Genomic DNA, 22,704 nt, shown 5'->3' with positions numbered 1-22,704 from the left:
GTCCGATAGAGCCATTATTCGGGCATGACACCGAATCACACCCGGACGCCGAAACACACCTGGACACCGAAACACACCTGGACACCGGATCACACCTGGGACATCGACGACTTCGTCCAGGCCGCCGAGGCGACCGTCGAGGGCCTCGCCGCGTACGTCCGGGAGAGCCAGGACGGCGAGGTGCCGGTGATCCGCCGCACACCGCCCGGGGAGCTGGCCGGACGGCTCGGGCTCGCCCGCTGGATCCGGGAGGGCGGCATGACCCCGGAGACCTACCGGGAGTGGCTCGGCGCCTATCTCGCGGAGGGAACGCGGCTGCACCACCCCGCCTACCTCGCCCACCAGACGGCCGCGCCCGACTTCCCCTCCGCGCTGGCCGACTTCATCCACGGGGCGATCAACAACCCGATGGCGGTCTACGAGATGGGCGCCGCGGCGGCGACCGCCGAGTTCGAGGTGCTGCGCTGGATGCTCGCCAAGGTCGGTTTCCCCGAGGGCGGCGGGGTGCTCACCCACGGCGGGTCGCTGGCCAACCTGACCGCGATGCTCGCCGCGCGGGCCGCCGCCGCCCCCGACGCGTGGACCGAGGGCGTGCCCGGCGATCTCGCCATCCTCGCGCCGCCGTCGGCGCACTACTCGATCACCCGGGCGGCCGCGATCCTCGGCCTCGGCGAGCGCGCGGTCGTGCCGCTCGACGTGGACGACCTGGGCAGGATCGACGTGGCCCGGCTGCCCGAGGGGCTCGACCGGGCGCGGCGCGCCGGGCGCCGGCCGATGGCCCTGGTCGCCGCCGCCTGCGCCACCGGCACCGGCCTGTACGACGCCCTGCGGCCCATCGGCGAGTTCTGCGCCGAGCACGGCCTGTGGTACCACGTGGACGGCGCGCACGGTGCGTCGGCGCTGCTCAGCGAGGAGCACCGCCACCTGCTCGACGGCATCGACCTGGCCGACTCCGTCATCTGGGACGCCCACAAGATGCTGCGCACCGCCAGCCTCGCGGCGGCCGTGCTCGTACGGCGCGAGGGCGACCTCGACGCGGCGTTCAAGCAGGAGGCCAGCTACCTGTTCTACGGCGACCAGGGGTTCGACCTGATCGGCAGGACCGTGGAGTGCAGCAAGGCCGCGCTCGGGACCAAGGTGTTCCTCAACCTGGCATGGCGGGGCGAGCGGGGCCTGGGCGAGCACGTGGCGGCGCGGTACGCCACCGCGCACCGCTTCTGGGAGCTGGCCCGCGAGCGGCCCGGCTTCCACTGCCCGTACGAGCCGGAGAGCAACATCGTCTGCTTCAGGTATGGCGACGGCGACCAGGCCGAGATCCGCGAGACCCTGCTGGAGGAGGGCTCCTTCCATCTGACTTCGGCCGAGATCGGGGGCGTGCGCCACCTGCGGGTGACGGTCATCGCCCCGGCGACCGACGACAAGACTCTCGAAGCCCTCCTCGACCGCGTCGCCGCGCTGACCTGAGCCCTGTCGTGAGCCCTGTCGTGAGCCCTGTCGCGAGCCCTGTCGCGAGCCCTGTCGCGAGCGCGGTCGTGAGCACTGTCATGGGCGCAGCCGTCAGCACGGACGTCAGCACGGACGTCAGCGCGGCCGTCAGCGCGGTCGTCAGCGGGAGAAGAGGTCGATGATCTCGTGACCGCGGCGGGTGCGCAGGATCCACACCTCGCGCCCTCTGCGTTCCCTGCGGATCAGCCCGGCCGCCTCCAGACGGTCGCAGTGATAGGTGATGGCGCTCGGAACCGTACCGGCCAGCGTGGCGAGCTGCCCCATGGTCGCGGGCCGGGCCAGCGACGACAGCAGGCCGGCACGCGCCGGGCCGAGCAGGGAGGCCAGCTCGTCGGCCGCCCGGCGCGCGGGATCGGCCCCGAGCCACAGGGCGTCCGCCCGCGGCAGCGGGTAGGCGATCCAGACGTAGCCGGGCAGATCGAGGTTGAGGATCGTGGCGTCGGGCCCGGAGAGCATGGGCACGAGCACCAGCTTGCGGTCGCCGAGGTCATACCGCGCGGGCTCCTGGTCGCTCATGTAGAGGCTGCCGTCGGCGAACCTGATGCGCTCGCTGAGCGTGCCGAGGAGCGTGTCGAGCGAGCCGCGCACCACCGCCGTGCCGACCCGCTCGACCTCCCGGTCGAGCAGCGGCTGCGCCTGCTCCCACAGTGGCCTGACCGCGGACCAGACGTCGGAGACCGCGCTCGCGTAGCCGTTCAGCCACCGACGCGGCCGGTCGGCGGCCCACCTCCAGTGCTCGGGAACGCGCTCCGGCCCGTACGCCTGCTCCATGTCGTCGAGCAGGGCGTCCGGCCGCATGTCGTGCAGCCAGGCGATCTGGGACTCCACGGAGGCGTCCGACACCGGCGGCAGCGGGACGATCGTGTCCGGCGCCACGGAGTGGCCGGGCTCGCCGAGCGGGCGGCACGACTGCCGGCCCTCGGCGTCGACGGACTCCAGGATCCTGCGCCGCCACCGCTCCGGCAGTCCCCGCCGCCGCACGGCCACCGCGTCCACCAGCAGCGACAGCACCGACACCTGCGGCGAGACCGCGACCGAAACCGCCGGACTGGGGCACAGCCGCAATTCGCTCCACATCTCCGCGCGTCGCACCGCTCCCCCGAGGCACTTCGTCCACTCCGGGCACACCCTAGCCATTCCGTTCGGAACCCCTCGGACGTTTCAAAGATCCGCGAAACGACCGGGCCGTCGCTTGCAGGTTCGTTGAAATGGCCCGGAACCCGCCCTTGGACGGCCCAAGCTGACCGAACGTTGAAATCGTGAGAAAGGACAGCACATGTCTGTTCGGCTCGGCAGGGGCACTGCCACGTTCGGTCTCGCGCTGGCCCTCGCCACCTCGGCGGCGGCCGGCGTCGCCTCCCCCGCTTCGGCCGCCCCGTCGTCGGCCGCGTCGTCGGCCGCGTCATCGGTCACGGCGGCTTCTTCGAGCACGGCCATCCACAAGGTCCGGCTCTACGAACTGACGACCAAGGGCGGCGAGGGCTTCTTCTACACGGCCGACCGGCAGGAGCTGGAGCAGGCCGTCTCCAAACACGGCATGCAGGTGACCCAGACGCCGCTCTACTACATCTCTCGTACGGCCTTCCCCGGCGGCAAGCCCATGTGGCGGCTCCGCTACACGGCCAAGTCGTCCTACCTGGTCACCACCTCCCCGCAGGAGCGCGACCAACTGGTCGGATCGGGCAAGTTCGTGAACGACGGCATCCTCGGCTACGCGGCCGGGGACGGCTGCGCCGCCGGCACGACCAGGGTCTGGCGGCTGAGCAACAACAACAAGTGGCGGCTGGCCGTGGAGTCGCACATGGTCAGCATCGTCAACAACGAGCCCGGCTGGAAGCTCGACGGCCTGGCCCTCAACCACTTCATGTCGTGATCGCTTCCTGCCGCCGGCCGCTGCCCCGGCGACGCTCCGGGCAGCGGGGGCGCCCGGCAGCGCTCCGAGGCTTCGGCCGTAGTCCGGGCTTCGGTGGTCGGGCCGGAGCTTAGGAGGTGGTCCGGAGCTTCGGGGGCGCTCCGGGGCAGCGGGGGCGCCCGGCAGCGCTCCGAGGCTTCGGCGGTGGTCCGAGGCTTAGGGGGCGGGTTCGGGGCTTCGGCGGTCGGGCCGGAGCCTGTTCCCGGGACGTCAGGGCGAAGGGCGTCCCGGGAACGCCCGCCTCAGAAGGCGGCCGGCTCGGAGTAGGTGCCCCACTCCTCGCGCAGGACGTCGCAGATCTCGCCCAGCGTGGCCTCGGCCCGTACGGCCTCAAGCATGGGCGGGATCATGTTGTCGTCGCCCTTGGACGCGGCCCGCAGGGCGGCCAGCGCCGCGTCGACGGCCTCCTGGTCGCGCGCGGCGCGCCGCTCGGCCAGCACCCTGCGCTGCTCGACCTCGACCTCATGGCTGATCCGCAGGATCTCCAGCGGCTCCTCCACGCTCGCGGTGTGGCAGTTGACGCCGACGATCCGCTTGTCGCCCTTCTCCAGCTTGCGCTGGTAGTCGAAGGCCGACTCGGCGATCTCGGACATGAACCAGCCGTCCTCGATGCCGCGCAGGATGCCCGAGGTCATCGTGTCGTCGCCGCCCATCTCCCGGATCTTCGTGAAGATCTTCTCCGCCTCGGCCTCCAGCCGGTCGGTCAGCGCCTCGACATACCAGGATCCGCCCAGCGGGTCGACGACGTTGACGACCTCCGTCTCCTCCATGATCACCTGCTGGGTGCGCAGCGCGATCTCGGCGGCCTTCTCCGACGGCAGCGCGAGCACCTCGTCCAGCGCGTTGGTGTGCAGCGAGTTGGTGCCGCCGAGCACGGCCGCCAGCGCCTCGATCGCGGTGCGGACGATGTTGTTGTCGGGCTGCTGCGCGGTCAGCGACACGCCCGCCGTCTGGGTGTGGAAGCGCAGCCACTGCGCCTTCTCGGTGCGCGCGCCGTACACGTCGCGCATCCAGCGGGCCCAGATGCGCCGCGCGGCGCGGAACTTCGCGATCTCCTCGAAGAAGTCGATGTGCGCGTCGAAGAAGAACGACAGGCCCGGCGCGAAAACGTCCACGTCGAGCCCGCGCGACAGGCCGAGCTCGACGTAGCCGAAGCCGTCGGCGAGCGTGAAGGCCAGCTCCTGCGCGGCCGTGGCCCCCGCCTCGCGGATGTGGTAGCCCGACACCGACAGAGGCTTGTACGCCGGGATCTCGGCGGCGCAGAACTCCATCAGGTCGCCGATCAGCCGCAGGTGCGGCTCGGGCGCGAACAGCCACTCCTTCTGGGCGATGTACTCCTTGAAGATGTCCGTCTGGAGCGTGCCGTTCAGCTTGCCCACCGGCACGCCCTGCCGCTCGGCCGCGACCACGTACATGCAGAAGATCGGTACGGCGGGCCCGCTGATGGTCATCGACGTGGTGACGTCGCCGAGCGGGATGCCGTCGAACAGCAGGTCCATGTCGAGGGCCGAGTCGATCGCCACGCCGCAGTGGCCCACCTCGCCGAGCGAGCGGGGGTCGTCGGAGTCGCGGCCCATCAGCGTCGGCATGTCGAACGCCACCGACAGGCCGCCGCCTCCGGCGCCGAGGATCATCTTGTAGCGCTCGTTGGTCTGCCTGGCGTTGCCGAAGCCGGCGAACTGCCGGATGGTCCAGGGACGGCCGCGATAGCCGGTGGCGTACAGGCCGCGGGTGAAGGGGAACTCCCCCGGCCAGCCGATGCGCTCGAACCTGGGGTCGTCCCCGGGCGGGCCGTAGACGGGGTCCACCTCCAGCCCCGACAGGGTGCGGAACTCACGGTCCCGTTTGAAGGCGGCGTCGTAACGCGCCTGCCAGCGGGCCCTGCCCGCCTCGATCGCCTCGGCGCTCGTCGCGTCCGGCTCCATGCGTCCCTCCCCGTGTCTCACTCTTCGAGAAGATACTAGGACGTCCTACTAAATCCGGCCACCACCGGCCTCCTCTCGACTCCCCACCTCCACCATCGTCATGTCACACGTTGGTCGCGAACTGACAGGGACCTTTGACGGGGCCGCTGAATCTTCAACCATGGTCAGCGCCCTTGAAGTCCACATGGAGGTGGATGTGAAGCGCTTGACAGTCGTCGCCGCGACCGCGGCGATGGTGGCGGCAACCCTCGCCACACCCGCGCAGGCCGAACCGGCGGCCGCCGGGTCTGCTGCCCAGACCGAATACGTGGTCCTCTTCAGGGAAGGCGCGGCCGCCGCGGACGCCCAGAAGGCGATCGAAGCGGCGGGCGGCAGCGTGATCAAGGTCAACACCGATGTCGGGCTGGCCACGGTCAGCAGCGCCAACGCCGGTTTCGCCGATGCCCTGCGGGGCTCGGCGGCCATCGAAGGGGTCGCCCGCAACCAGTCGATCGGCAGCGTGCCCGACGACGCCAAGGCGTCCGCCGCCGTGAAGAAGGCCGTGGCCCAGGCCGCCAAGAACCAGGCCGTGGAGAAGGAGGGCCGGGGCGGCGGGCGCTTCACGTGGGGGCGCAGCGTCAAGGACGAGCCGCTGGCCGACCTCCAGTGGGACATGAAGCAGATCCACGCGGACCAGGCCCACCGGTTCGAGCAGGGGGACAAGGGCGTCCTCGTCGGCATCCTCGACACCGGCGTCGACGGCTCCCACCCCGACATCGCGCCGAACTTCGACCGGAGGCTGAGCCGCAACTTCACCGTCGACCTGCCGGCGGACGCCGACGGCACCGAGATCGACGGCCCCTGCGATAGCGACCCCGACGGCTCCTGCACCGACCCGAACGACGTGGACGAGAACGGCCACGGCACCCACGTCGCCTCGTCGATCGCCTCGCCCATCAACAAGCTGGGCGTCTCGGGCGTCGCGCCGAAGGTGACGATCGTCAACCTGCGGGCGGGCCAGGACTCCGGCTACTTCTTCCTCCAGCCCACCGTCGACGCCCTCACCTACGCGGGCAAGATCGGCGTCGACGTGGTCAACATGAGCTACTACGTCGATCCGTGGCTGTTCAACTGCGCGGACAACCCTGCCGACAGCCCCGAGGAGCAGGCCCAGCAGCGGCTGTACATCGCCGCCACCCAGCGGGCGATCGACTACGCCCACGCGCGCGGCGTGACGATCGTCAGCGCGGCCGGCAACGAGGCGATCGACTACACGAAGACGAACGTCGACAGCGGCAGCCCCGACTTCGCCGGTTTCCCCGGCCAGGCCCCCAGGGAGCGGACCATCCCCCCGTCGTGCGTCTCGCTGCCGAGTGAGTCCGAGCACGTGATCTCGGTCTCCGCCACCGGCGTCAGCAAGCGCAAGACGTACTACTCCAGCTACGGCAACCACTACGTCGACGTGGCCTCGCCCGGCGGCGACGTCTACGACACCCCCGGCAACACCAGGGACATCAGCAAGGCCACGCTCGCGGCCTATCCCAAGGCGCTCGCCGTCGCCAACGGCGAGATCGACGCGAACGGCGACCCGACCGTCGAGTACGTCGTGAAGGACTGCAAGGGCTCCACCTGCGGCTACTACCAGTACCTGCAGGGCACCTCGATGGCCTCGCCCCGCGCGGCCGGCGTCGCGGCGCTGATCGTCAGCCGGTACGGCAAGCGCGACCGCGCCCGCGGCGGGCTGACCCTGGATCCCGACAAGGTGGAGGCCATCCTCAAGGCCACGGCCACCAGGACGCCGTGCCCGAACCCGCCCGCGTTCACCTACACCCGCATCCTGCCGAGCGGCTCCACCGTGACCGCGACGCACACCTGCGAAGGCGGGCCGTGGGACAACGGCTTCTACGGCAGGGGCATCGTCGACGCCCTGCGCGCCGTCGGCCGCTGACGCGCCGGTTCCTCCCGGGACCGATTCCTCCCGAGGCCGGTTGTTCTCGAGGCCGGTACCTCCCGAGGCCGGTTGCTCTCGAGGGCCGGTACCTCTTGGGGCCGGTGGCGCACCACGTGACGTGCGCCACCGGCCCCCTGGGCGGCGCGGACGCCCGGGGGCCCGGCCGCGGCGACCGGGCGGTGGAGATCAGGGCCGTCTCATCGCGACGTACAGTGATCGTGAAGGTGAGATCACGTAATGCCCGCCGCGGCGAACCGCCGACGACCCGCACACAAGCTCCGCACCCCCTACCGCGAAGGAGCCTTCTCGTGCCGATCACGCCGATGCGCACCACGTCACAGGGCCGGGTGAGGATTCCCCTCATGAGCGTCATGAGCGCGGCACTGGCCCTCGCCGTGACGGCCACCGCCACCGCCGCCCCCGCCACCGCCGCTCCCGCTGACACCGCGGCCGCCACCCCGGCCACCGCCTCTGCCGCTGACACGACTCCCGCCGCCAACACGGCACCCGCCACCCCGGCCACCGCTGATACCACCCCCGCCAGCCCGGCAACCGCCGCCCCCGCCGACGTGGCGCCCCGAGCCGTCGGCGCCGGTGCGCCGCTCGCGTCGCCCACCCCCGCGCCCACCCCGGAGATACCGGACTCGCCTGTGGGCGAGCAGCTCCGCTGGCTCCTGGAGGCGTCCGCGGCCCTTCCGATCCCCGAAGACCAGATCAGCGCGCACTTCAGCGCCGCCTTCCTCGAACAGATCTCACCGGCCCAGCTCAACGGGGTCCTGCAGAGCCTGGGCGGCCTGCGGCTCGAATCGCTGGCCGACGTCACGCCCACAACACTGACCGGGGTGGTCACGACCGGCGTCGGACGTCTTCAGATCTCCATGGCCGTCGACGGCGACGGGAGGATCGCCGCCCTCCTGTTCCAGCAGGAGCAGCGGCCGGCACCGCAGAGCTGGGCCGAGCTCGACCAGCGGCTGCGCGCGCTGGCGCCCCGGGTGGGGTTCCTGGCGGCCGAGATCCGCGGGAACGGCACCTGCCGTCCCGTGCACACCATCGCGCCGGACACTCCGCGGCCGCTCGGTTCGATGTTCAAGCTCTACGTGCTGGGCGCGACGGCCGAGAAGATCAAGAAGGGCCGGCTGTCCTGGGACACGCCCCTGACCATCCGGCCCGACCTGAAGAGCCTGCCGAGCGGCACGCTCCAAGACCGTCCGGACAACAGCACGGTCTCCGTCAGGGAGGCCGCCCAACTGATGATCTCGATCAGCGACAACACGGGCGCCGACCTGCTGATCGACAAGGTCGGCCGTGCCCGCGTGGAGGCCCAGGTGGGGCGGTGGTCCGGCCACACGGCGCTGAACCGGCCGTTCCTCACCACCAGGGAGCTGTTCCTCCTCAAGGGCGCGGACTATCCGCGCCTCGCGAAGAAGTACCTGTCGCTCGACCGCGCCCGGCGTTACCGCTATCTGGCCACGACCGTCGCGCGTACGCCGCTGAGCGCGGTGACGCCCTGGGACCGGCCGCGCGACATCGGCGCGCTGGAATGGTTCGCCTCGCCCGGAGACGTCTGCCGCGCGTTCGCGGGACTGTCCGCGCTGAACACGCCGCCCATCGACGAGATCATGTCGGCCAACGACGCCGGGCTGGGGCTCGACGCCGAGGCCTGGCCCACGGTCTGGTACAAGGGCGGCGGCGAGCCCGGCGTCCTCTCCATGGGCTTCCTCGCCCGTGACGCGGCCGGCAGGACGTACGTGGTGACCGCGCTCACGAGCGATCCCGTCACCGCGCTGGACGAGGCCTCGGCCGCGCCCGAACTGCTGGCCCTGGTGCGAGGCTCGTTCGCGATGCTGGCCCGCAGCTGATCCCTCCGCGACTGATCCCTCGGGCCGCGCCTGATTCCTCGCGCCTGACTCCTCGCGCCTGATTCTTCGCGGCTGATTCCTCGCGCCTGCCCCGGGCCGCGCCTGACTCCCCGCGGCCGATCTCCCGGCCCGCGTCAGGAGCTGAAGTCGCCCGCGGCGACGCGCAGGGTCCTGAGCAGGCCGAACATGTCGTCCAGCTCGGCGTCGTCGTACATGCCCATGCAGAAACCCGCGTTCATCAGGTCGGCCGTGGCGCGCCGCACGATGTCCCGGCCCTCGTCGGTGATCTCGGCGAGCACGCCGCGGCCGTCCCGTGGGTTGCGCATGCGGCGCACCAGGTCGGCGCGTTCGAGGCGGTCCACGGTATTGGTCACGCTCGTCGGGTGCACCATCAGCCGCTCGCCGATCTTCGACAGCGGCAGCGACCCGGCCCGGCTGAACGTGAGCAGCACGAGCGCCTCATAACGGGCGAAGGTCAGGTCGTACGGCTTGAGCAGCGTGTCCAGTTGCGCCAGCAGGATCTGATGGGCTCTCATGATCGAAGTCACGGCGGCCATGGCGGACGACGGCCCGAAGGTCGAACGCCATGTCTCGGCCGCCCGCTCGATCGGGTCGAACGGGAGCTTGAGCGGCCGGGGGCCACCCATGGGCGGCGGCTCTGAGCTGGGCGGAACGGACACAGCGATATACGGTAGCGCGACGCCGGCCAAGATCGACCAGTGCACCGAGCGTAACCGAATTCATTCCTTGACCCCAGAACTCCCCCTCGTACGGGTCACGCTCCGTTATGGTTGCCACGTCGAAAGGTGAGGCGGCGGCAAACCCGGCGGCACGGGGAACCCCGTCTGCTAGAGGACGTCTCGCGGACGGGGGTCCGCGGGGAGACGCGTCCGACGGCGGGCGAGGCGAGGCCGGCCGGCGAACCAGCGCCACGGGGAACGGCGTGGGTTCGCGTGCACCGCTCACACAGACACGGGGGAGATTCTCAATGGACAGCATCGCTGTCCCGGCGCCGCATGCGCGCCGGACTTCGGTGGCGTGGCCAGGGGCCGCGCCCTGCTGTGGGTGAGCATAGGGGCGGTTCACGCGGTGAGCTGAGACACGGCGCACTGGTCGCGGCGACCGTGCTGTTCGTGCTCGCGCTCGTCGCCGCGTGGAGCGTCCTCATTCCCGGTTTCATGGACTGGGACGACATAGTGGCGGCCGTCATCGGCTCGCTGCGCCTGACCGGGCCGCTCGGAGCCGCGTTCGCGGCCTGGGTCGCGTTCCGCAGGCGCCGCGCCGAGAAGGGCCGTGTCCTGACGCCGTGGCGGGCCGCCAGGGCGCCGTTGTCGATCATCGCGGTCGTCGCCGGCTCCTTCGGGGCCACCGTGCTGCTGCTCGGGCTGCGCGCCGCGCTGACCGGGCAGGGCGGGCCGCCGCTGCCCGGCGGTCTCGCGATGTCCGTCGCGGGGCTGGGGCTGTACATCGTGATCGGCTGGATCCTCGGCTGGCTCGTGCCGGTCGTCGTCGTCCCGCTGATCGCGGGAGCCGGCACGTTCGGGCTGTTCACCTGGCTGGCCACCGGGCCCAACTGGGCCGACCGGCTCACGCCCGCCACGCGGGAGCCGTACGACCTGCTCTCCGGCGTCAGCGAGACCGCCTACGCGGACCAGACGCTGTGGCTGCTGGGCCTGAGCGCCGCGCTGCTCCTCGGCTGGGTGGCCCTGGTGACCCGGCGCACGCTGGCGCTGGCCGCCGCGGTGATCGCCGTGCTGGCCGCCGGGACCGGCGCGGCCCGGCTCGTCACCGTGCCGCAGGCGGTGCCGGTGAGCGAACGCCTCATCTGTCAGGAATGGCCCATCAACGTCTGCGTCCATCCGGCGCTGCGCGGGGGCCTGGCCGAGCTCGCCACCGTGTTCACCACGCTGGCGCTGAAGCTGGCCGGCACGCCGGCCGCCTTCAAGAGGGTCGAGCAACGGGAGTACGGCGAGGACGACTCCGTGGGACCGGGCGTGATAGTCGTGCACATCGACGATCTCGGGTCCGGGTACGCCCAGCGGGCGGCCGCCGAGTTCCTCGACCGTCTGGCCCACCCCTGCGCGGGAGCCGTGGCCGCGGGCTACCGGGCCATCATCATCGCCTGGCTGCGAGACGTCTCGCTGCCCAGCGGGTCGTTGCGCGAGCACCAGCAGGCGGCCATCTGGTTCTCCGAGCTGAGCAACGCCCAGCGGCAGGACTGGCTGCGCATGTTCTACTCCGACTTCGTCTCCTGCGGCCTGCAGGCGAAGCACTTCGGCGGCGGCACCCATCCCGCCGACCCCGTCGCGTCGCGTTATCCGGTGAACCCCACCCCGACGTACGCGCCGGGCTATCCGGCCGAGCCGTCTCCTTCGGGCATGGCCGTCGCCACCGGCATGCCGACCGGACCCGACTGGGAGCCGGTCACGGACCCGCGCGGCGGCGAGATCGGCCCGGGATGGATCGGCCCGAGTCCGGCCGCCTCCGGGTGGCCGTCTCCCGCCGCCAGTCCCCCGGGTCCGGGCTCCGTCAGTCCCAGCCCCGTCGGTCCGGGCGCTGGCGGTCCGGGCGCTGGCGGTCAGGCTCCGGGCGGGCATGGCTCGACGGGTCACGGCCCGATGGGCCGCCCGGGTTATCCGGGTTCGTGGGACATGCCGAACCGCGGAGGCGCCCGGAGAGGCCGCCCTTGGGGGCCGACCCCCGGACGGTCGCCGCACCCCTGGCGGCCCGGAAGGACCGGCAAGCCCGCCGACCCCGCATCCCCGGACCGCCCGGGAACCCAGGAAAGGCCCGGCGCTCCTGGTGCTTCGAATGGGCAGGGTACGCAGACGCGGCCCGGCGGCGTCGGCGCGAGCCCTTCGCCCGCTCCGGATCGTTCCGGCCGCGCGCGGCCCGGCGGTGCCAGCCCTTCGCCCGCCCAGGACCACCGTCACGGCAGGCGACGGTCCGGCGGCACACCTCCCGGCCGCGACGGCCGCGCCGGACGCACCACCACGCGCCCCGGCGACGCCGGTCGCGCCACCCCTGCCCCGCATCCAACCGCCGACACCGACGCCCACGACACGATCCCCGAGGACGACCCCGGCGTACCCGGCGCGCTCCTGGCACCCGTCGTGTAGCCCGCCCCCCCGGCGAGAGAGGACAAGCCCCCGGCCCCGCCCACATAGGCCGATAGGCCCCAGAGGTCGCACCCCGCACGCTCCGCACCGCGCACCACCCCGCGCCCCGCACGGTCCCTACCCCGTGCGGGGCAGAACCCGGCCCGGGCAGGCCGCCGAACCTACAAACGAGGCCGCACCCCCCACCACCCGCGCCCGGCGCAGTCCGCACTCCGCGCCGGGCATGGCGGGAGCCGCCAAGGCACCGCAGGCGGCGTGAGCGCGGCGGCGGCAACCCGCCCGCTGCCGACAGGCGACACGCTCGCACAGCAGGTGCGCACCAACGTCGAGCATGGGGCGGCCGGCTGTTGCCGAGCGGGCCCGAGCGCCGCCGAGAAGGCCGGTTCGGTTATCGGTCCGGACCGGCGATGAGTTTGAGAAGACCGAAACACGGCCCACGAGCGGACGCGATCTTGTCCCGCGTGAGATCGCGGAAATACCGGGAAGATTCCCCCCGTGGACCGTCAGACCCGTCCCTCATTCGCGCCGGCCGACGCCGGCGCCGCCGCCACCGACGCCACGGCGAGCGCCGCGGCCCCCGCCCCCCGCTCGCGGCGCGGCTGGCGGGTGCTCGCCGGCCTGCTGTTCGTGGTCCTGCTGCTCGTGGTCGGCGCGCGGCTGACCTGGTCCTGGCTCGATCCGCTGGGCGAGCGCACCGTCGACCGCAGTGGGCCCGCGCTGCTGCGGTCGGTGCAGAACCTGAGCCGCTTCGAGGCCGCGACCGGCGACTTCCAGGTCATCGTCGACCTGGAGAAGGACGCCAGGTTCCTCCCTGACGCGATCAAGGGCTCCCGCACGCTCTTCGTGGGCGCCGGGACCGTGGACGCCTACGTGGACTTCTCCACGCTGCCCAAGGACGCCTTCACGGTCTCCCCCGACCGCACGACCGTGACGGTGCGGCTGCCGCACGCCGAGCTGGAGAAGCCCAACCTCGACAACAAGCGGTCGTACGTCTTCGCCCAGGAGCGGGGCATCTTCGACCGGATCTCCGACTTCCTGTCGTCGTCGCCGCAGAACCAGCAGGAGCTCTACGTGCTGGCCGAACGCAAGATCGGCGACGCCGCCGCCGCGAGCGACCTGCGTTCCCGGGCCGACCAGAACACCAAGGCCATGCTTGAGGGCATGCTGAGGTCCCTCGGCTTCACGACGGTCACGGTCAAATACGACGGCGAGCCCTGACCCGTCGGCCGCCGCGATGCGAGAGCCGTACGGGCCGGGGCTGGGCGCGGCGCCTGGGCGCGCCACAGCACCTCGGCGCAGCGCGGCCCGGTGGCTCAGCACAAGCCGACGGCTCAGCGCAGTGCGGCGATGAGGTCGTCGGCGGCGGCGTAGGGGTCGGTCTCCGCGGCGAGCAGCCGCTCGGCGAGCACGTCGAGACGGTCACCGTGGAGCACGGCGAAGCGCGACCGGAGCTGGGCCAGCGCGATGGCCTCGATCTCGTCGCGTGCCCTGGCCAGCCGCCGCCTGCGGGCCTCTCCGGACTCCTCCAGGTAGGCCTGGTGCTTGTCCAGCGCGGCCAGCAGGTCGTCCACGCCCTCACCCTTGGAGGCGACGGTCGTGACGATCGGGGGCCTCCAGGGCGCCTCCACGAGGGCCGTCATGGTCCGCAGCTCCCGCACGGTCGTCTGGACGCCGTCGCGGTCGGCCTTGTTCACGACCAGGACGTCGGCGACCTCGAGGATGCCCGCCTTGGCGGCCTGCACGCCGTCGCCCATGCCCGGCGCGAGGATGACAACGGTCGTGTCGGCCAGGTGAGCGATCTCCACCTCGGCCTGCCCGACGCCGACCGTCTCGACGAGGATGACGTCGCACCCCGCGGCCTCCAGCACGCGCAGCGCCTGCGGCGTGGCCCACGCGAGCCCGCCCAGGTGCCCTCGGCTCGACATGCTGCGGATGAAGACACCGGGGTCGGTCGCGTGGTCCTGCATGCGTACGCGGTCGCCGAGCAGGGCGCCGCCGGTGAACGGGCTGGACGGGTCGACCGCCAGCACCCCCACCGTGCTGCCGCGCCTGCGGAACGCCCGGATGAGCATGCCGGTCGAGGTCGACTTGCCGACGCCGGGGGAGCCGGTCAGGCCGATGACCCTGGCGGGGTGCGGCCGGGCGCCGCCGGTGGCGAGCTCGGCCATCGCCTCGCGCAGCGCACGGCTCACCGTCGTGTCTCCCCCGGCGGAGGCACCGCTCTGACCGCCGTTCGCGGCGGTTTCGGCGTTTTCGACGGCGTTCTCCACCAGCGAGATCAGCCGGGCGACGGCGCGCGGCCGGCCCTGCCGCGCCTGACCGACAAGCTCACGGACGTCCACCTGCGGCTCCGATCAGGCGCCGGGCGCGGGAACCCGGATGATCAGCGCGTCGCCCTGGCCGCCACCGCCGCACAGGCCGGCCGCGCCGAGGCCGCCGCCGCGCCGCTTCAGCTCGTGGGCCAGCGTCAGCACGATCCGGGCGCCGGACGCGCCGATCGGGTGGCCGAGCGCGATGCCGCCGCCGTTGACGTTGATCTTGTCGAGCGGGACGCCGAGCTCCTTCGCCGACTGCAGCACGACCTGGGCGAACGCCTCGTTGATCTCCAGCAGGTCGAGGTCGCCCACGGTCAGCCCCTGCTTGGCCAGCGCCTGCTTGATGGCGTTGGCGGGCTGGGACTGCAGCGAGTTGTCCGGCCCGGCCACGTTGCCGTGCGCACCGATCTCCGCCAGCCATTCGAGGCCCAGTTCCTCGGCCTTGGCCTTCGACATCACCACCACGGCGACGGCGCCGTCGGAGATCTGCGAGGACGATCCGGCCGTGATGGTGCCGTCCTTGGTGAACGCCGGCCGCAGCTTCGCCAGGACCTCGACCGTGGTGTCCTTGCGGATGCCCTCGTCGGCGGAGAAGAGCACGGGGTCGCCCTTCCGCTGCGGCAGCGGCACCGGGACGATCTCGTCATCGAACAGGCCCTTCTCCGTGGCCTCGGCGGCGCGCTGGTGCGACCGCGCCGAGAACTCGTCCTGCTCCTCCCGGGTCAGGCCGAGCCTGGCGTTGTGGCGCTCGGTCGACTCCCCCATCGCGATCTGGTCGAACGCGTCGGTGAGCCCGTCGTGGGCCATCGCGTCCAGGATGCCCGTGCCGCCGTACTTCACGCCCTTGCGCAGGCCGGACAGCAGGTGCGGCGCGTTGGTCATCGACTCCATGCCGCCCGCGACGACGATGTCGAACTCGCCCGCGCGGATGAGCTGGTCGGCCAGCGCGATCGCGTCGAGGCCCGACAGGCAGACCTTGTTGATGGTGAGGGAGGGCACCGTCATGGGAATGCCGGCCTTCACCGCCGCCTGGCGCGAGGGGATCTGACCGGCCCCGGCCTGGAGCACCTGCCCCATGATCACATACTGGACCTTGTCGGGGGAGACACCGGCGCGCTCCAGCGCGGCCTTGATCGCGATCCCGCCCAGTTCGACGGCGGACAGATCGGAGAGCGAGCCGAGGAGCCGTCCGATCGGTGTGCGTGCTCCGGCGACGATGACGGAACCAGACATTGAGACCCTCCACTACGAGATCGGGGCGACGGTGTCACCATACCCATGAGTAGGGCGGCCGCCCGGACGCGGGCGGCACGACGGGAACGCGGAGGAGACGGCGATGCTGCTGCGGATCGATCACGTGGGTGTGGCCTGCCACAACCTGGAGGAGAAGATCGAGTTTTACGAGTCCGTCTTCGGCCTGACCGTCGTCAGCCGGGAGGTGAACGAGGAGCAGGGCGTCCGCGAGGCCATGCTGCACGTCGCCGACGGCGCCCAGGGCGCGTCATATGTCCAGCTTCTCGAACCGCTGCACCCCGACACAGCGGTGGGCAGGTTCCTCGCCAAGCGGGGCGAGGGCGTGCATCATATCGGGTACGGCGTGGCGGACGTCACCAAAGCCCTGGAGGAGATCGGGGCGAAGGGCGTGCGCCTGATCGACGAGCGGCCCAGGCATGGGTCGATGGGAGCCTCGATCGCGTTCCTGCATCCGAAGGACGTGGGAGGGGTTCTCACCGAGCTCGTCGAGACGTCCAGGCGCTAAGTAAACGCAAGAAACGTTCATACGTAACAAGTCGCGCAGAAAGTCGGAGGGGGCCTCCAACGCGGCAGTACCGGAGTACGCTGGCGTACCACCGGACGTGGACGCCACACCGGCTTCCTCGCCTCGGAACCGACCCCCCGTCCGGCCCCCTGTAGCCGTCTCGACAACCAGGATCGAGCCTCATGCAGTCCGACATCGACGCCCAGCTGAACAACTTCTTCGAGGACGCCCCATCTCGCGAATTCGACGTGGTGCTCCGGGGTTATGACCGGCACCAGGTCCACGACCACCTGAAGACCCTCGACACCGAACTGCGTCAGGCCAAGGAACAGATCGGCGCCCTTCAGCGGGAGCTTTCCGACTCGCAGCGCCAGCTCCAGGAGCAGGAGCGGCCGACGTACTCGGGTCTCGGCGCCCGCATCGAGCAGTTGCTCAGGCTCGCGGAGGAGCAGGCTACCGAGCTCGTCCAGGCGGCCAGGTCGGAGGCGAACGAGATCCGCGCCGCCGCCAAGGTGGACGCCGCCGACCTGCGGGCGGCAGCGGAGAACGAGGCGGCGGAGAAGCGGGCGCTGGCGGCGCGCGAGGCCGAGGAGATGCGCAGCACCGCCGAGCGCGACGCGGAGGAGATCCGGTCGACGGCCCGGCGCGAGTCCGACGAGCTGACCGCCACCACCGAGCGCGAGGTCGCCAAGATCCGCGCCACCGCCGACCACGAGGTCGCGGAGAAGCGGGCGGACGCCGAGCGCGAGATCGCCAAGCTGCGCACCACGACCGAGCGCGAGGTGGCCCAGCTGCGGGCCTCGACCAAGCGCGAGCGCGACGAGGTGCTCACCACCGCCAAGCGTCAGGCGGACGAGATGCGGGCCCAGGCGCAGCGGATCCTGGAGGAGTCGGAGGCCAAGCGGGCCCAGGACGAGGCGGAGTTCGAAATCCAGCTCGCCGCCCGCCGCGAGGAGGCCGAGCGCCAGGAGGCCGAGCGCCACGCCACCGCCCAGGCCAACACCCAGAAGCTGGTCGCCGAGGCCGAGCAGCGCGCCGCCACGGCCGAGCAGCGGGCCGCCAAGGCCACGCAGCAGGCCGAGCAGACCCGCCGCGAGGCCGACACCCACGCCAAGCAGCTGCTGGCCAACGCCCGCAAGAACGCCGACCAGCTCGTGGCCGACGCCAAGGCCAGCGCCGACACGATCGTGACCGAGGCCAAGAACGAGGCCGAGCGCACCCGTACGGCGATGCAGCGCCAGGTGGACGAGCTCACCCGCCAGCGCGACAGCATCACCAGCCACCTCGCCCAGCTCCGCCAGCTGCTGGGCGGCGCCCCGCTGCCGGGCATGGACCCGGAGCCGGCGCCCGTCACCGCGGCCCCGCCGAAGCCGGCCCTGTCGGCTCCGCCGGTCGTGGAGAAGCCGTCCGTGCCCGCCACGCCGTCCGTCGAGCCGATCAGCTCCACCAAGAGCGACGACGACGCGGAGTGGTGGCAGGAGTAGCCACCGGCGCACAGGCGCACATCGGGGAGTCTGACGGCTGAACGAACGGGGCCCGGCAATACCGGGCCCCGTTCTAATGCCCGCCCCCCGACCCGCGTCTGAGCAGAAGATCCCGGCCCCCGGCTCGGCCAAGGACCCCCGAACCCCACGCCGAGCCAAAGGCCCCCGGCCTCAGGCCGAGCCGAAAACCCTTCGGCCCCCGGATCAACCGACGACCGCCGGCGCAGTTCCTGCCCCCGGCCCCGGCTCAGTCCAGTGACTTGACGAACTCCGCGACGGCGCGGTTGAACGCCTCGGGCTGCTCGATGGCGGACAGGTGGCCCGCCTTCCCGATGACGACGAGCTGCGCCTGCGGGATGGCCTCCGCCATGGCCTGGGCGTCCGGCAGCGGCGACAGCTCGTCCTCGTCGCCCACGACGACCAGCGCCGGCACGGTCAGGGACCGCAACGTGCCGAACGCGTCGGGCCGCGCGGCCATCGCCCGCTGGGCCCACGCGACCGCCGCGGGCGGCGCCGCCTGGACGAGCCCGCGCACGCGCCCGGCGACCATCCCCCGGCACTCCTTTGTGGTCGCCCCGAGCATCGCGGGCAGCGACTCGGTCACGAGGATGCCCGTGCCGCTCTCCAGGACCGCCGTGGCGATCCGCTCCCGGTTCGCCCTGGCCGGCTCGGGGTCGGCCTGGGCCTTGGTGTCGGCGAGGATCAGGCCGCGTACGCGGTCGGGGTGGCGGCGGCACAGGGCCATCGCCACGTAGCCGCCCATGGACAGGCCGCCGATCACGGCGCGGTCGATGCCCTCCTGGTCGAGCAGGTGCGCAACGTCGTCGGCCATGAGGTCGATCGAGGGCTCGTCGTCACCGAGCATCGTGCCACCGAAGCCGCGCAGGTCCGGGGTGATCACCCGGCAGACCGGCGCGAGGCCCTCGCGCTGGGCGAGCCACATCGCGGAGGACAGGGGGAACGCGTGGAGCAGGACGACTGGCAGGCCGCTCCCGGCGGAACGCGAGTAGAGCTGCATCAGGTCACGGTAACGCGCCACGCGCCCGGCACCGCCGTTCGTCACCGATTCGCGACCCCGGCGGCCCGTCCGTCACGTTCAGACCGTGGTGGGCAGTGGCGCGGCGGGCGGGTTCACCCGCTTGACGATCTCGTTCAGCACGATCCGCACGTACGGCTCGCCGACCCACAGGTGCTTGGCCCCGTCCACGCCGACGACCTCCGCCTGCGGCACCGCCGCGAACCGGCGTACGGCCTCCTCGGGCTGCAGGTAGTCGTCGTGCTCCGGCACCAGGGCCACCAGAGGGCGGCCGAACTCGCCCCAGGCGACGAGGTCCTTCTCACCGGCCCGCTTCAGCGGCGGCGACAGCAGGATCGCGCCCTGCACGATCGGGTCTCGACCCCACTTCAGCGCCAGCTCCGTGCCGAACGACCAGCCGAGCAGCCAGGGGTTCGGCAGGTCGTGGAAGTCGGCGTACTCCAGAGCGGCGGCCACGTCCCACCGCTCCCCCTCGCCGCCGTCGAAGGCCCCCTGCGAGGTCCCCCGGTCGGAGGTCGTGCCACGGGTGTTGAAGCGCAGCACCGCGATGTCGGCGAGTGCGGGCAGCCGGTAGGACGCCTTGCGCAGCACGTGGCTGTCCATCATCCCGCCGTGGGTGGGCAGGGGATGCAGGCAGACCAGCGTCGCCACCGGCGGCCGGCTCTCCGGCACGGCCACCTCGCCGACGAGGGTGAGCCCGTCGGCCGTCTGCAGCTCGATGTCCTCGCGCCGGGCAGGCAGCACCGTGGACGCCCTGATGTCCATTCCCACTCCGAAAGGTCGTGTCAATAACGGCTGCGGCCCGGACCGCGGTTGGCTCGGTTGCGCCAGCACGTGGTGTGCCAGTGCCGCCGCTCGTCCTCTCCCCCGGCCCAGGCCGGCCAGCTCACCACGTGCGGCAGTCCGGGCCTGATCTCCTGCTCGCACCCCGGGCACCGGTACGCCTTGCCCTGGGCGGCGCCGGAGACGTTGCGGACGACCCAATCGCCGTCGTGCGCGCTCTCCACACGGTCCACCCCGGCCACCTGAGGGCCCACCGGCCGTACGGCACTGCCGTCCGGGCGTTCGAACGGGCCGCGGCGGCGGGCACGTCGGGGACTCACGGCGGGCATCCTTCCGGGGGGCTCATGTCAGGCAGAACGGGAGAAGACGGCCCATTCTTCCAGCACCCGGTCGGGCGGCGTACAAGCGGACGCCTCGAACCCCGCGCACCGCGCCAGCCCACCCTCCGGCCTCCTCCCCCGCCCGGGCCATGCCCGACAGTCTCCCAGAACGCCTCGGGACCTCCGCGATCCCGGTAGGGTTGGCGCACATGCGGCTGGTCATCGCGCGGTGCAGCGTGGATTACGTGGGACGGCTCACCGCCCATCTCCCCATGGCCCCTCGGCTCATCCTCATGAAGGCGGACGGAAGCGTGTCGATCCACGCTGACGACCGGGCGTACAAGCCTCTGAACTGGATGAACCCTCCCTGCAAGGTGCGCGAGGAGGAGATCGACGGCGTGCTCACCTGGTCGGTCGTGCACGGCAAGACCGGCGAGAAGCTCGTGCTGACGATCGAGGAGATCCTGCACGACTCCAGCCACGAGCTGGGCATCGACCCGGGCCTGCGCAAGGACGGCGTCGAGGCGCACCTGCAGGAGCTGCTCGCCGAGCACATCACCACGCTCGGCGACGGCTGGACACTGGTGCGCAGGGAGTACATGACCGCCATCGGCCCGGTGGACATCCTGTGCCGCGACCACCTCGGCGGGGCGGTCGCCGTGGAGATCAAGCGGCGCGGCGACATCGACGGCGTGGAGCAGCTCACCCGCTACCTCGAACTGCTCAACCGCGACCCCCGCCTGGCCCCGGTCAAGGGGATCTTCGCGGCCCAGGAGATCAAGCCGCAGGCCCGCGTGCTCGCCGCCGACCGCGGCATCGAGTGCGTGACGCTCGACTACGACGCCCTGCGCGGCATCGAGCCGGAGAACCCGACACTGTTCTGAGCCCGGCCTGTGTCGACCCTGTTCAACCCCTGTCTGAGCCTGGTCAGCCCGTGAAGTCCGCCGCGTGGTCACGGGCCCACTCGGCGAACGTGCGTGCGGGCCGGCCGGTGACCTGCTCGGCGGTCGGCAACGGCCGGCGTTCCGGCGCGGGCCGCGCGCCCGCGTCCGCGCCCGCGCCCGTGTCCGCGTCGGCGTCGGCGTCGGCGTCGGCGTCGGCGTCCGGCTCGACCTCGCGTCCCCCGTAATCGGTGAACCCGAGCAGGAAGTCGGCGTTCGCCGCGGCGAAGCCGCCCATCCGGAGGTAGAGCTCGCGCGCCTCCTCCCGGCCGACCTGTTCGAAACGGATCTCCCGGCCGATCGCGGCGGCGATGGCGGTCACCTGTTCCCGCCGGGTCACCCACTGGGGACCGGCGAGGGTGTACGCGGCGCCGGCGTGGCCGTCCTCGGTCAACGCCAGCACCGCCACGTCGGCGACGTCCCGTTCGTGCACGGGGATTCCGGCCTGCCCCGGGAAGGGGTCGCGGACCACCCGCTCGGTGCGGATCGACTCCCCCCACAGTTCGAGCCTGTTCGTCATGAACTCGCCTGCCCGCACGTGCGTCCACTCCAGCCCCGACTCCTCCACGGCGCGCTCCACCGGCAGGTGGAAGTCCGTGTCGAGGCCGAAGGTCACGGCGCCCGAGGACAGGACGACGACACGCCGCACCCCCGCGTGCTTCGCCTGCTCCACCACCGCGTGGGCGGTCGCGGGGTGCGGGAACAGGTAGACGCGCTCGACGCCGGACAGCGGCCCGGCCAGCGTCGCCGGATCCGCGAGATCACCGAACACCACCTCCGCCTCCGGCGGCAGCGTCGCCTCGCCGGGCCGCCGGGTGAGCGCGCGCACCCGCTCACCGGCCCGGATGAGCCCTTCGACGACGATCCGCCCGACGTTGCCCGTCGCACCCGTGACCAGGACAGTCATGCTCCACCCCATTCTCGTATGGCGTACGGATAGAATAACCGTACCGCATACGAAAATGTAGGATTCACGCTCATGGGAGTGGAGCGCAGCGGCGGCGGCGATCCGGAGCGGACGCTGGCGCTGCTCTGGCGGGACCACGCGGCCGCCGGACGCGGCGGCGACAAGCCGGCGAAGGGGCGCCGGCCCCGGCTGACCGTCGACCAGATCGTCGGTGCCGCACTGTCGGTGGCCGACCGCGAAGGGTTGACGTCGATGTCGATGAGCCGGGTCGGGGAGGAGCTCGGCGTGGGCACCATGTCGCTCTACACCTACGTTCCGGGCAAGGCCGAGCTGATCGACCTCATGGTCGACGCGGTGCTCTCCGAGCGGGATCTGCCCGGCCCGGGCGACCCGCGGCCGGAAGGCTGGCGGGAGCAGATCGAGCTGTACGCCGAGCGCACCCGGGAGGCGTACCGGCGTCATCCCTGGCTGCGGCAGGTCTCCACGGTGCGGCCGCCGTTGGGTCCGGGCCTGATGGCGCAGCAGGAGTATCTGCTGTCCGCGCTGTCGGACATCGGGCTGTCACCCCGGCAGATGACCGCTGCGGCGGGGGCGATCGTCACCTTCGTCGACGCCGCCGCTGCCGTCAGCGCCGAGTATGACCACGTGGAGCGGACGACCGGGGAGTCCGCGGACGCCTGGTGGGCGGCGCGCGGCTCGTTCTGGGACGACTACTTCGACACGACCCGGCATCCCGCGATCACCCGCGTCTGGCGCGAGGGCGGCTTCGACGCGCCGGCCGCGGAGGCGAACGCCGAGTCCTACCGGTTCGGCCTGCGGCGGCTTCTGGACGGCATCCAGGCGCTCACAGGGCAGCTCCAGTAGGCGCGGCGTATCCGCCGTACGGAGGATGCCGATCATCGTCCTGT

General features: G+C 72.0%; 19 protein-coding genes. 10 read left to right on the top strand and 9 right to left on the bottom strand.

Annotation, left to right across the window (positions count from 1 at the left end):
* Positions 1-24 precede the first annotated feature (24 nt).
* On the top strand, positions 25-1,464 hold the full coding sequence (locus OHB01_RS20020) for a pyridoxal phosphate-dependent decarboxylase family protein (RefSeq protein WP_328855800.1): 1,440 nt from the start codon (positions 25-27) through the stop codon (positions 1,462-1,464).
* A 141-nt stretch (positions 1,465-1,605) separates the two neighbouring features.
* On the opposite strand, the gene OHB01_RS20015 is transcribed toward OHB01_RS20020, so the two are convergent.
* Positions 1,606-2,598 (bottom strand): MarR family transcriptional regulator, encoded by a 993-nt coding sequence (locus OHB01_RS20015; protein WP_142647127.1) that lies wholly within the window; start codon positions 2,596-2,598, stop codon positions 1,606-1,608.
* Positions 2,599-2,782: 184 nt separating this feature from the next.
* On the opposite strand from OHB01_RS20015, the gene OHB01_RS20010 reads away from it, so the two are divergent.
* Positions 2,783-3,379, top strand: coding sequence for a hypothetical protein (locus tag OHB01_RS20010; protein WP_328855799.1), 597 nt, complete (start codon positions 2,783-2,785; stop codon positions 3,377-3,379).
* A gap of 281 nt (positions 3,380-3,660) precedes the next feature.
* Here the strand turns inward: OHB01_RS20010 and OHB01_RS20005 are convergent, their stop codons facing one another.
* Positions 3,661-5,343, bottom strand: coding sequence for an acyl-CoA mutase large subunit family protein (locus OHB01_RS20005; RefSeq protein WP_328855798.1), 1,683 nt, complete (start codon positions 5,341-5,343; stop codon positions 3,661-3,663).
* Between the two features lie 196 nt (positions 5,344-5,539).
* Between OHB01_RS20005 and OHB01_RS20000 the strand changes: the two genes are divergently transcribed.
* Together OHB01_RS20000 and OHB01_RS19995 are read left to right on the top strand one after the other, a co-directional pair.
* Entirely contained in the window at positions 5,540-7,270 is a 1,731-nt protein-coding gene (locus tag OHB01_RS20000; RefSeq protein WP_328855797.1) for a S8 family peptidase, read from the top strand.
* A 365-nt stretch (positions 7,271-7,635) separates the two neighbouring features.
* Positions 7,636-9,132, top strand: a complete 1,497-nt coding sequence (locus OHB01_RS19995; protein ID WP_328855796.1) for a serine hydrolase — start codon at positions 7,636-7,638, stop codon at positions 9,130-9,132.
* Positions 9,133-9,266: 134 nt separating this feature from the next.
* On the opposite strand, the gene OHB01_RS19990 is transcribed toward OHB01_RS19995, so the two are convergent.
* Entirely contained in the window at positions 9,267-9,779 is a 513-nt protein-coding gene (locus OHB01_RS19990; RefSeq protein WP_328855795.1) for a MarR family transcriptional regulator, read from the bottom strand.
* A 414-nt stretch (positions 9,780-10,193) separates the two neighbouring features.
* Between OHB01_RS19990 and OHB01_RS19985 the strand changes: the two genes are divergently transcribed.
* Both OHB01_RS19985 and OHB01_RS19980 read left to right on the top strand, forming a co-directional pair.
* Entirely contained in the window at positions 10,194-12,251 is a 2,058-nt protein-coding gene (locus OHB01_RS19985; RefSeq protein WP_147944366.1) for a hypothetical protein, read from the top strand.
* A gap of 495 nt (positions 12,252-12,746) precedes the next feature.
* Complete coding sequence (locus tag OHB01_RS19980; protein WP_260617203.1) at positions 12,747-13,469, top strand: DUF4230 domain-containing protein; 723 nt, start codon at positions 12,747-12,749, stop codon at positions 13,467-13,469.
* 113 nt (positions 13,470-13,582) lie between these two features.
* On the opposite strand, the gene meaB is transcribed toward OHB01_RS19980, so the two are convergent.
* Both meaB and OHB01_RS19970 read right to left on the bottom strand, forming a co-directional pair.
* On the bottom strand, positions 13,583-14,593 hold the full coding sequence (gene meaB, locus OHB01_RS19975) for a methylmalonyl Co-A mutase-associated GTPase MeaB (protein ID WP_328855794.1): 1,011 nt from the start codon (positions 14,591-14,593) through the stop codon (positions 13,583-13,585).
* 12 nt (positions 14,594-14,605) lie between these two features.
* Positions 14,606-15,799: an acetyl-CoA C-acetyltransferase gene (locus tag OHB01_RS19970; RefSeq protein ID WP_147944368.1), complete on the bottom strand. Its 1,194-nt coding sequence runs from the start codon at positions 15,797-15,799 to the stop codon at positions 14,606-14,608.
* A gap of 103 nt (positions 15,800-15,902) precedes the next feature.
* On the opposite strand from OHB01_RS19970, the gene mce reads away from it, so the two are divergent.
* On the top strand, positions 15,903-16,325 hold the full coding sequence (gene mce, locus OHB01_RS19965) for a methylmalonyl-CoA epimerase (protein WP_142647135.1): 423 nt from the start codon (positions 15,903-15,905) through the stop codon (positions 16,323-16,325).
* Between the two features lie 182 nt (positions 16,326-16,507).
* Positions 16,508-17,809 (top strand): DivIVA domain-containing protein, encoded by a 1,302-nt coding sequence (locus OHB01_RS19960; protein ID WP_142647136.1) that lies wholly within the window; start codon positions 16,508-16,510, stop codon positions 17,807-17,809.
* Between the two features lie 247 nt (positions 17,810-18,056).
* Here OHB01_RS19960 and OHB01_RS19955 read toward each other — a convergent pair whose 3' ends face one another.
* The 3 genes from OHB01_RS19955 to OHB01_RS19945 all read right to left on the bottom strand — a co-directional run bounded on the left by OHB01_RS19955 (position 18,057) and on the right by OHB01_RS19945 (position 19,957).
* Positions 18,057-18,827, bottom strand: a complete 771-nt coding sequence (locus OHB01_RS19955; RefSeq protein WP_147944369.1) for an alpha/beta fold hydrolase — start codon at positions 18,825-18,827, stop codon at positions 18,057-18,059.
* A gap of 78 nt (positions 18,828-18,905) precedes the next feature.
* A complete protein-coding gene (locus OHB01_RS19950; RefSeq protein WP_147944370.1) occupies positions 18,906-19,610 on the bottom strand; it encodes an alpha/beta hydrolase in 705 nt (234 codons plus the stop codon).
* Between the two features lie 20 nt (positions 19,611-19,630).
* Positions 19,631-19,957: an ATP/GTP-binding protein gene (locus OHB01_RS19945; RefSeq protein WP_205830104.1), complete on the bottom strand. Its 327-nt coding sequence runs from the start codon at positions 19,955-19,957 to the stop codon at positions 19,631-19,633.
* A gap of 200 nt (positions 19,958-20,157) precedes the next feature.
* Between OHB01_RS19945 and nucS the strand changes: the two genes are divergently transcribed.
* Positions 20,158-20,832 (top strand): endonuclease NucS, encoded by a 675-nt coding sequence (gene nucS / locus OHB01_RS19940; RefSeq protein WP_142647139.1) that lies wholly within the window; start codon positions 20,158-20,160, stop codon positions 20,830-20,832.
* A 43-nt stretch (positions 20,833-20,875) separates the two neighbouring features.
* Here nucS and OHB01_RS19935 read toward each other — a convergent pair whose 3' ends face one another.
* Complete coding sequence (locus tag OHB01_RS19935; protein WP_328855793.1) at positions 20,876-21,796, bottom strand: SDR family oxidoreductase; 921 nt, start codon at positions 21,794-21,796, stop codon at positions 20,876-20,878.
* A 72-nt stretch (positions 21,797-21,868) separates the two neighbouring features.
* Here OHB01_RS19935 and OHB01_RS19930 point away from each other — a divergent pair, with 72 nt between their 5' ends.
* On the top strand, positions 21,869-22,660 hold the full coding sequence (locus tag OHB01_RS19930; protein ID WP_147944372.1) for a TetR/AcrR family transcriptional regulator: 792 nt from the start codon (positions 21,869-21,871) through the stop codon (positions 22,658-22,660).
* The last annotated feature ends 44 nt before the right edge of the window (positions 22,661-22,704 follow it).

The sequence above is a fragment of the Microbispora hainanensis genome (assembly GCF_036186745.1).
Lineage (GTDB): Bacteria > Actinomycetota > Actinomycetes > Streptosporangiales > Streptosporangiaceae > Microbispora.
The sequence above is the reverse complement of the archived record's forward strand: the minus strand, read 5'-3'. Positions and strand labels throughout refer to the sequence as shown.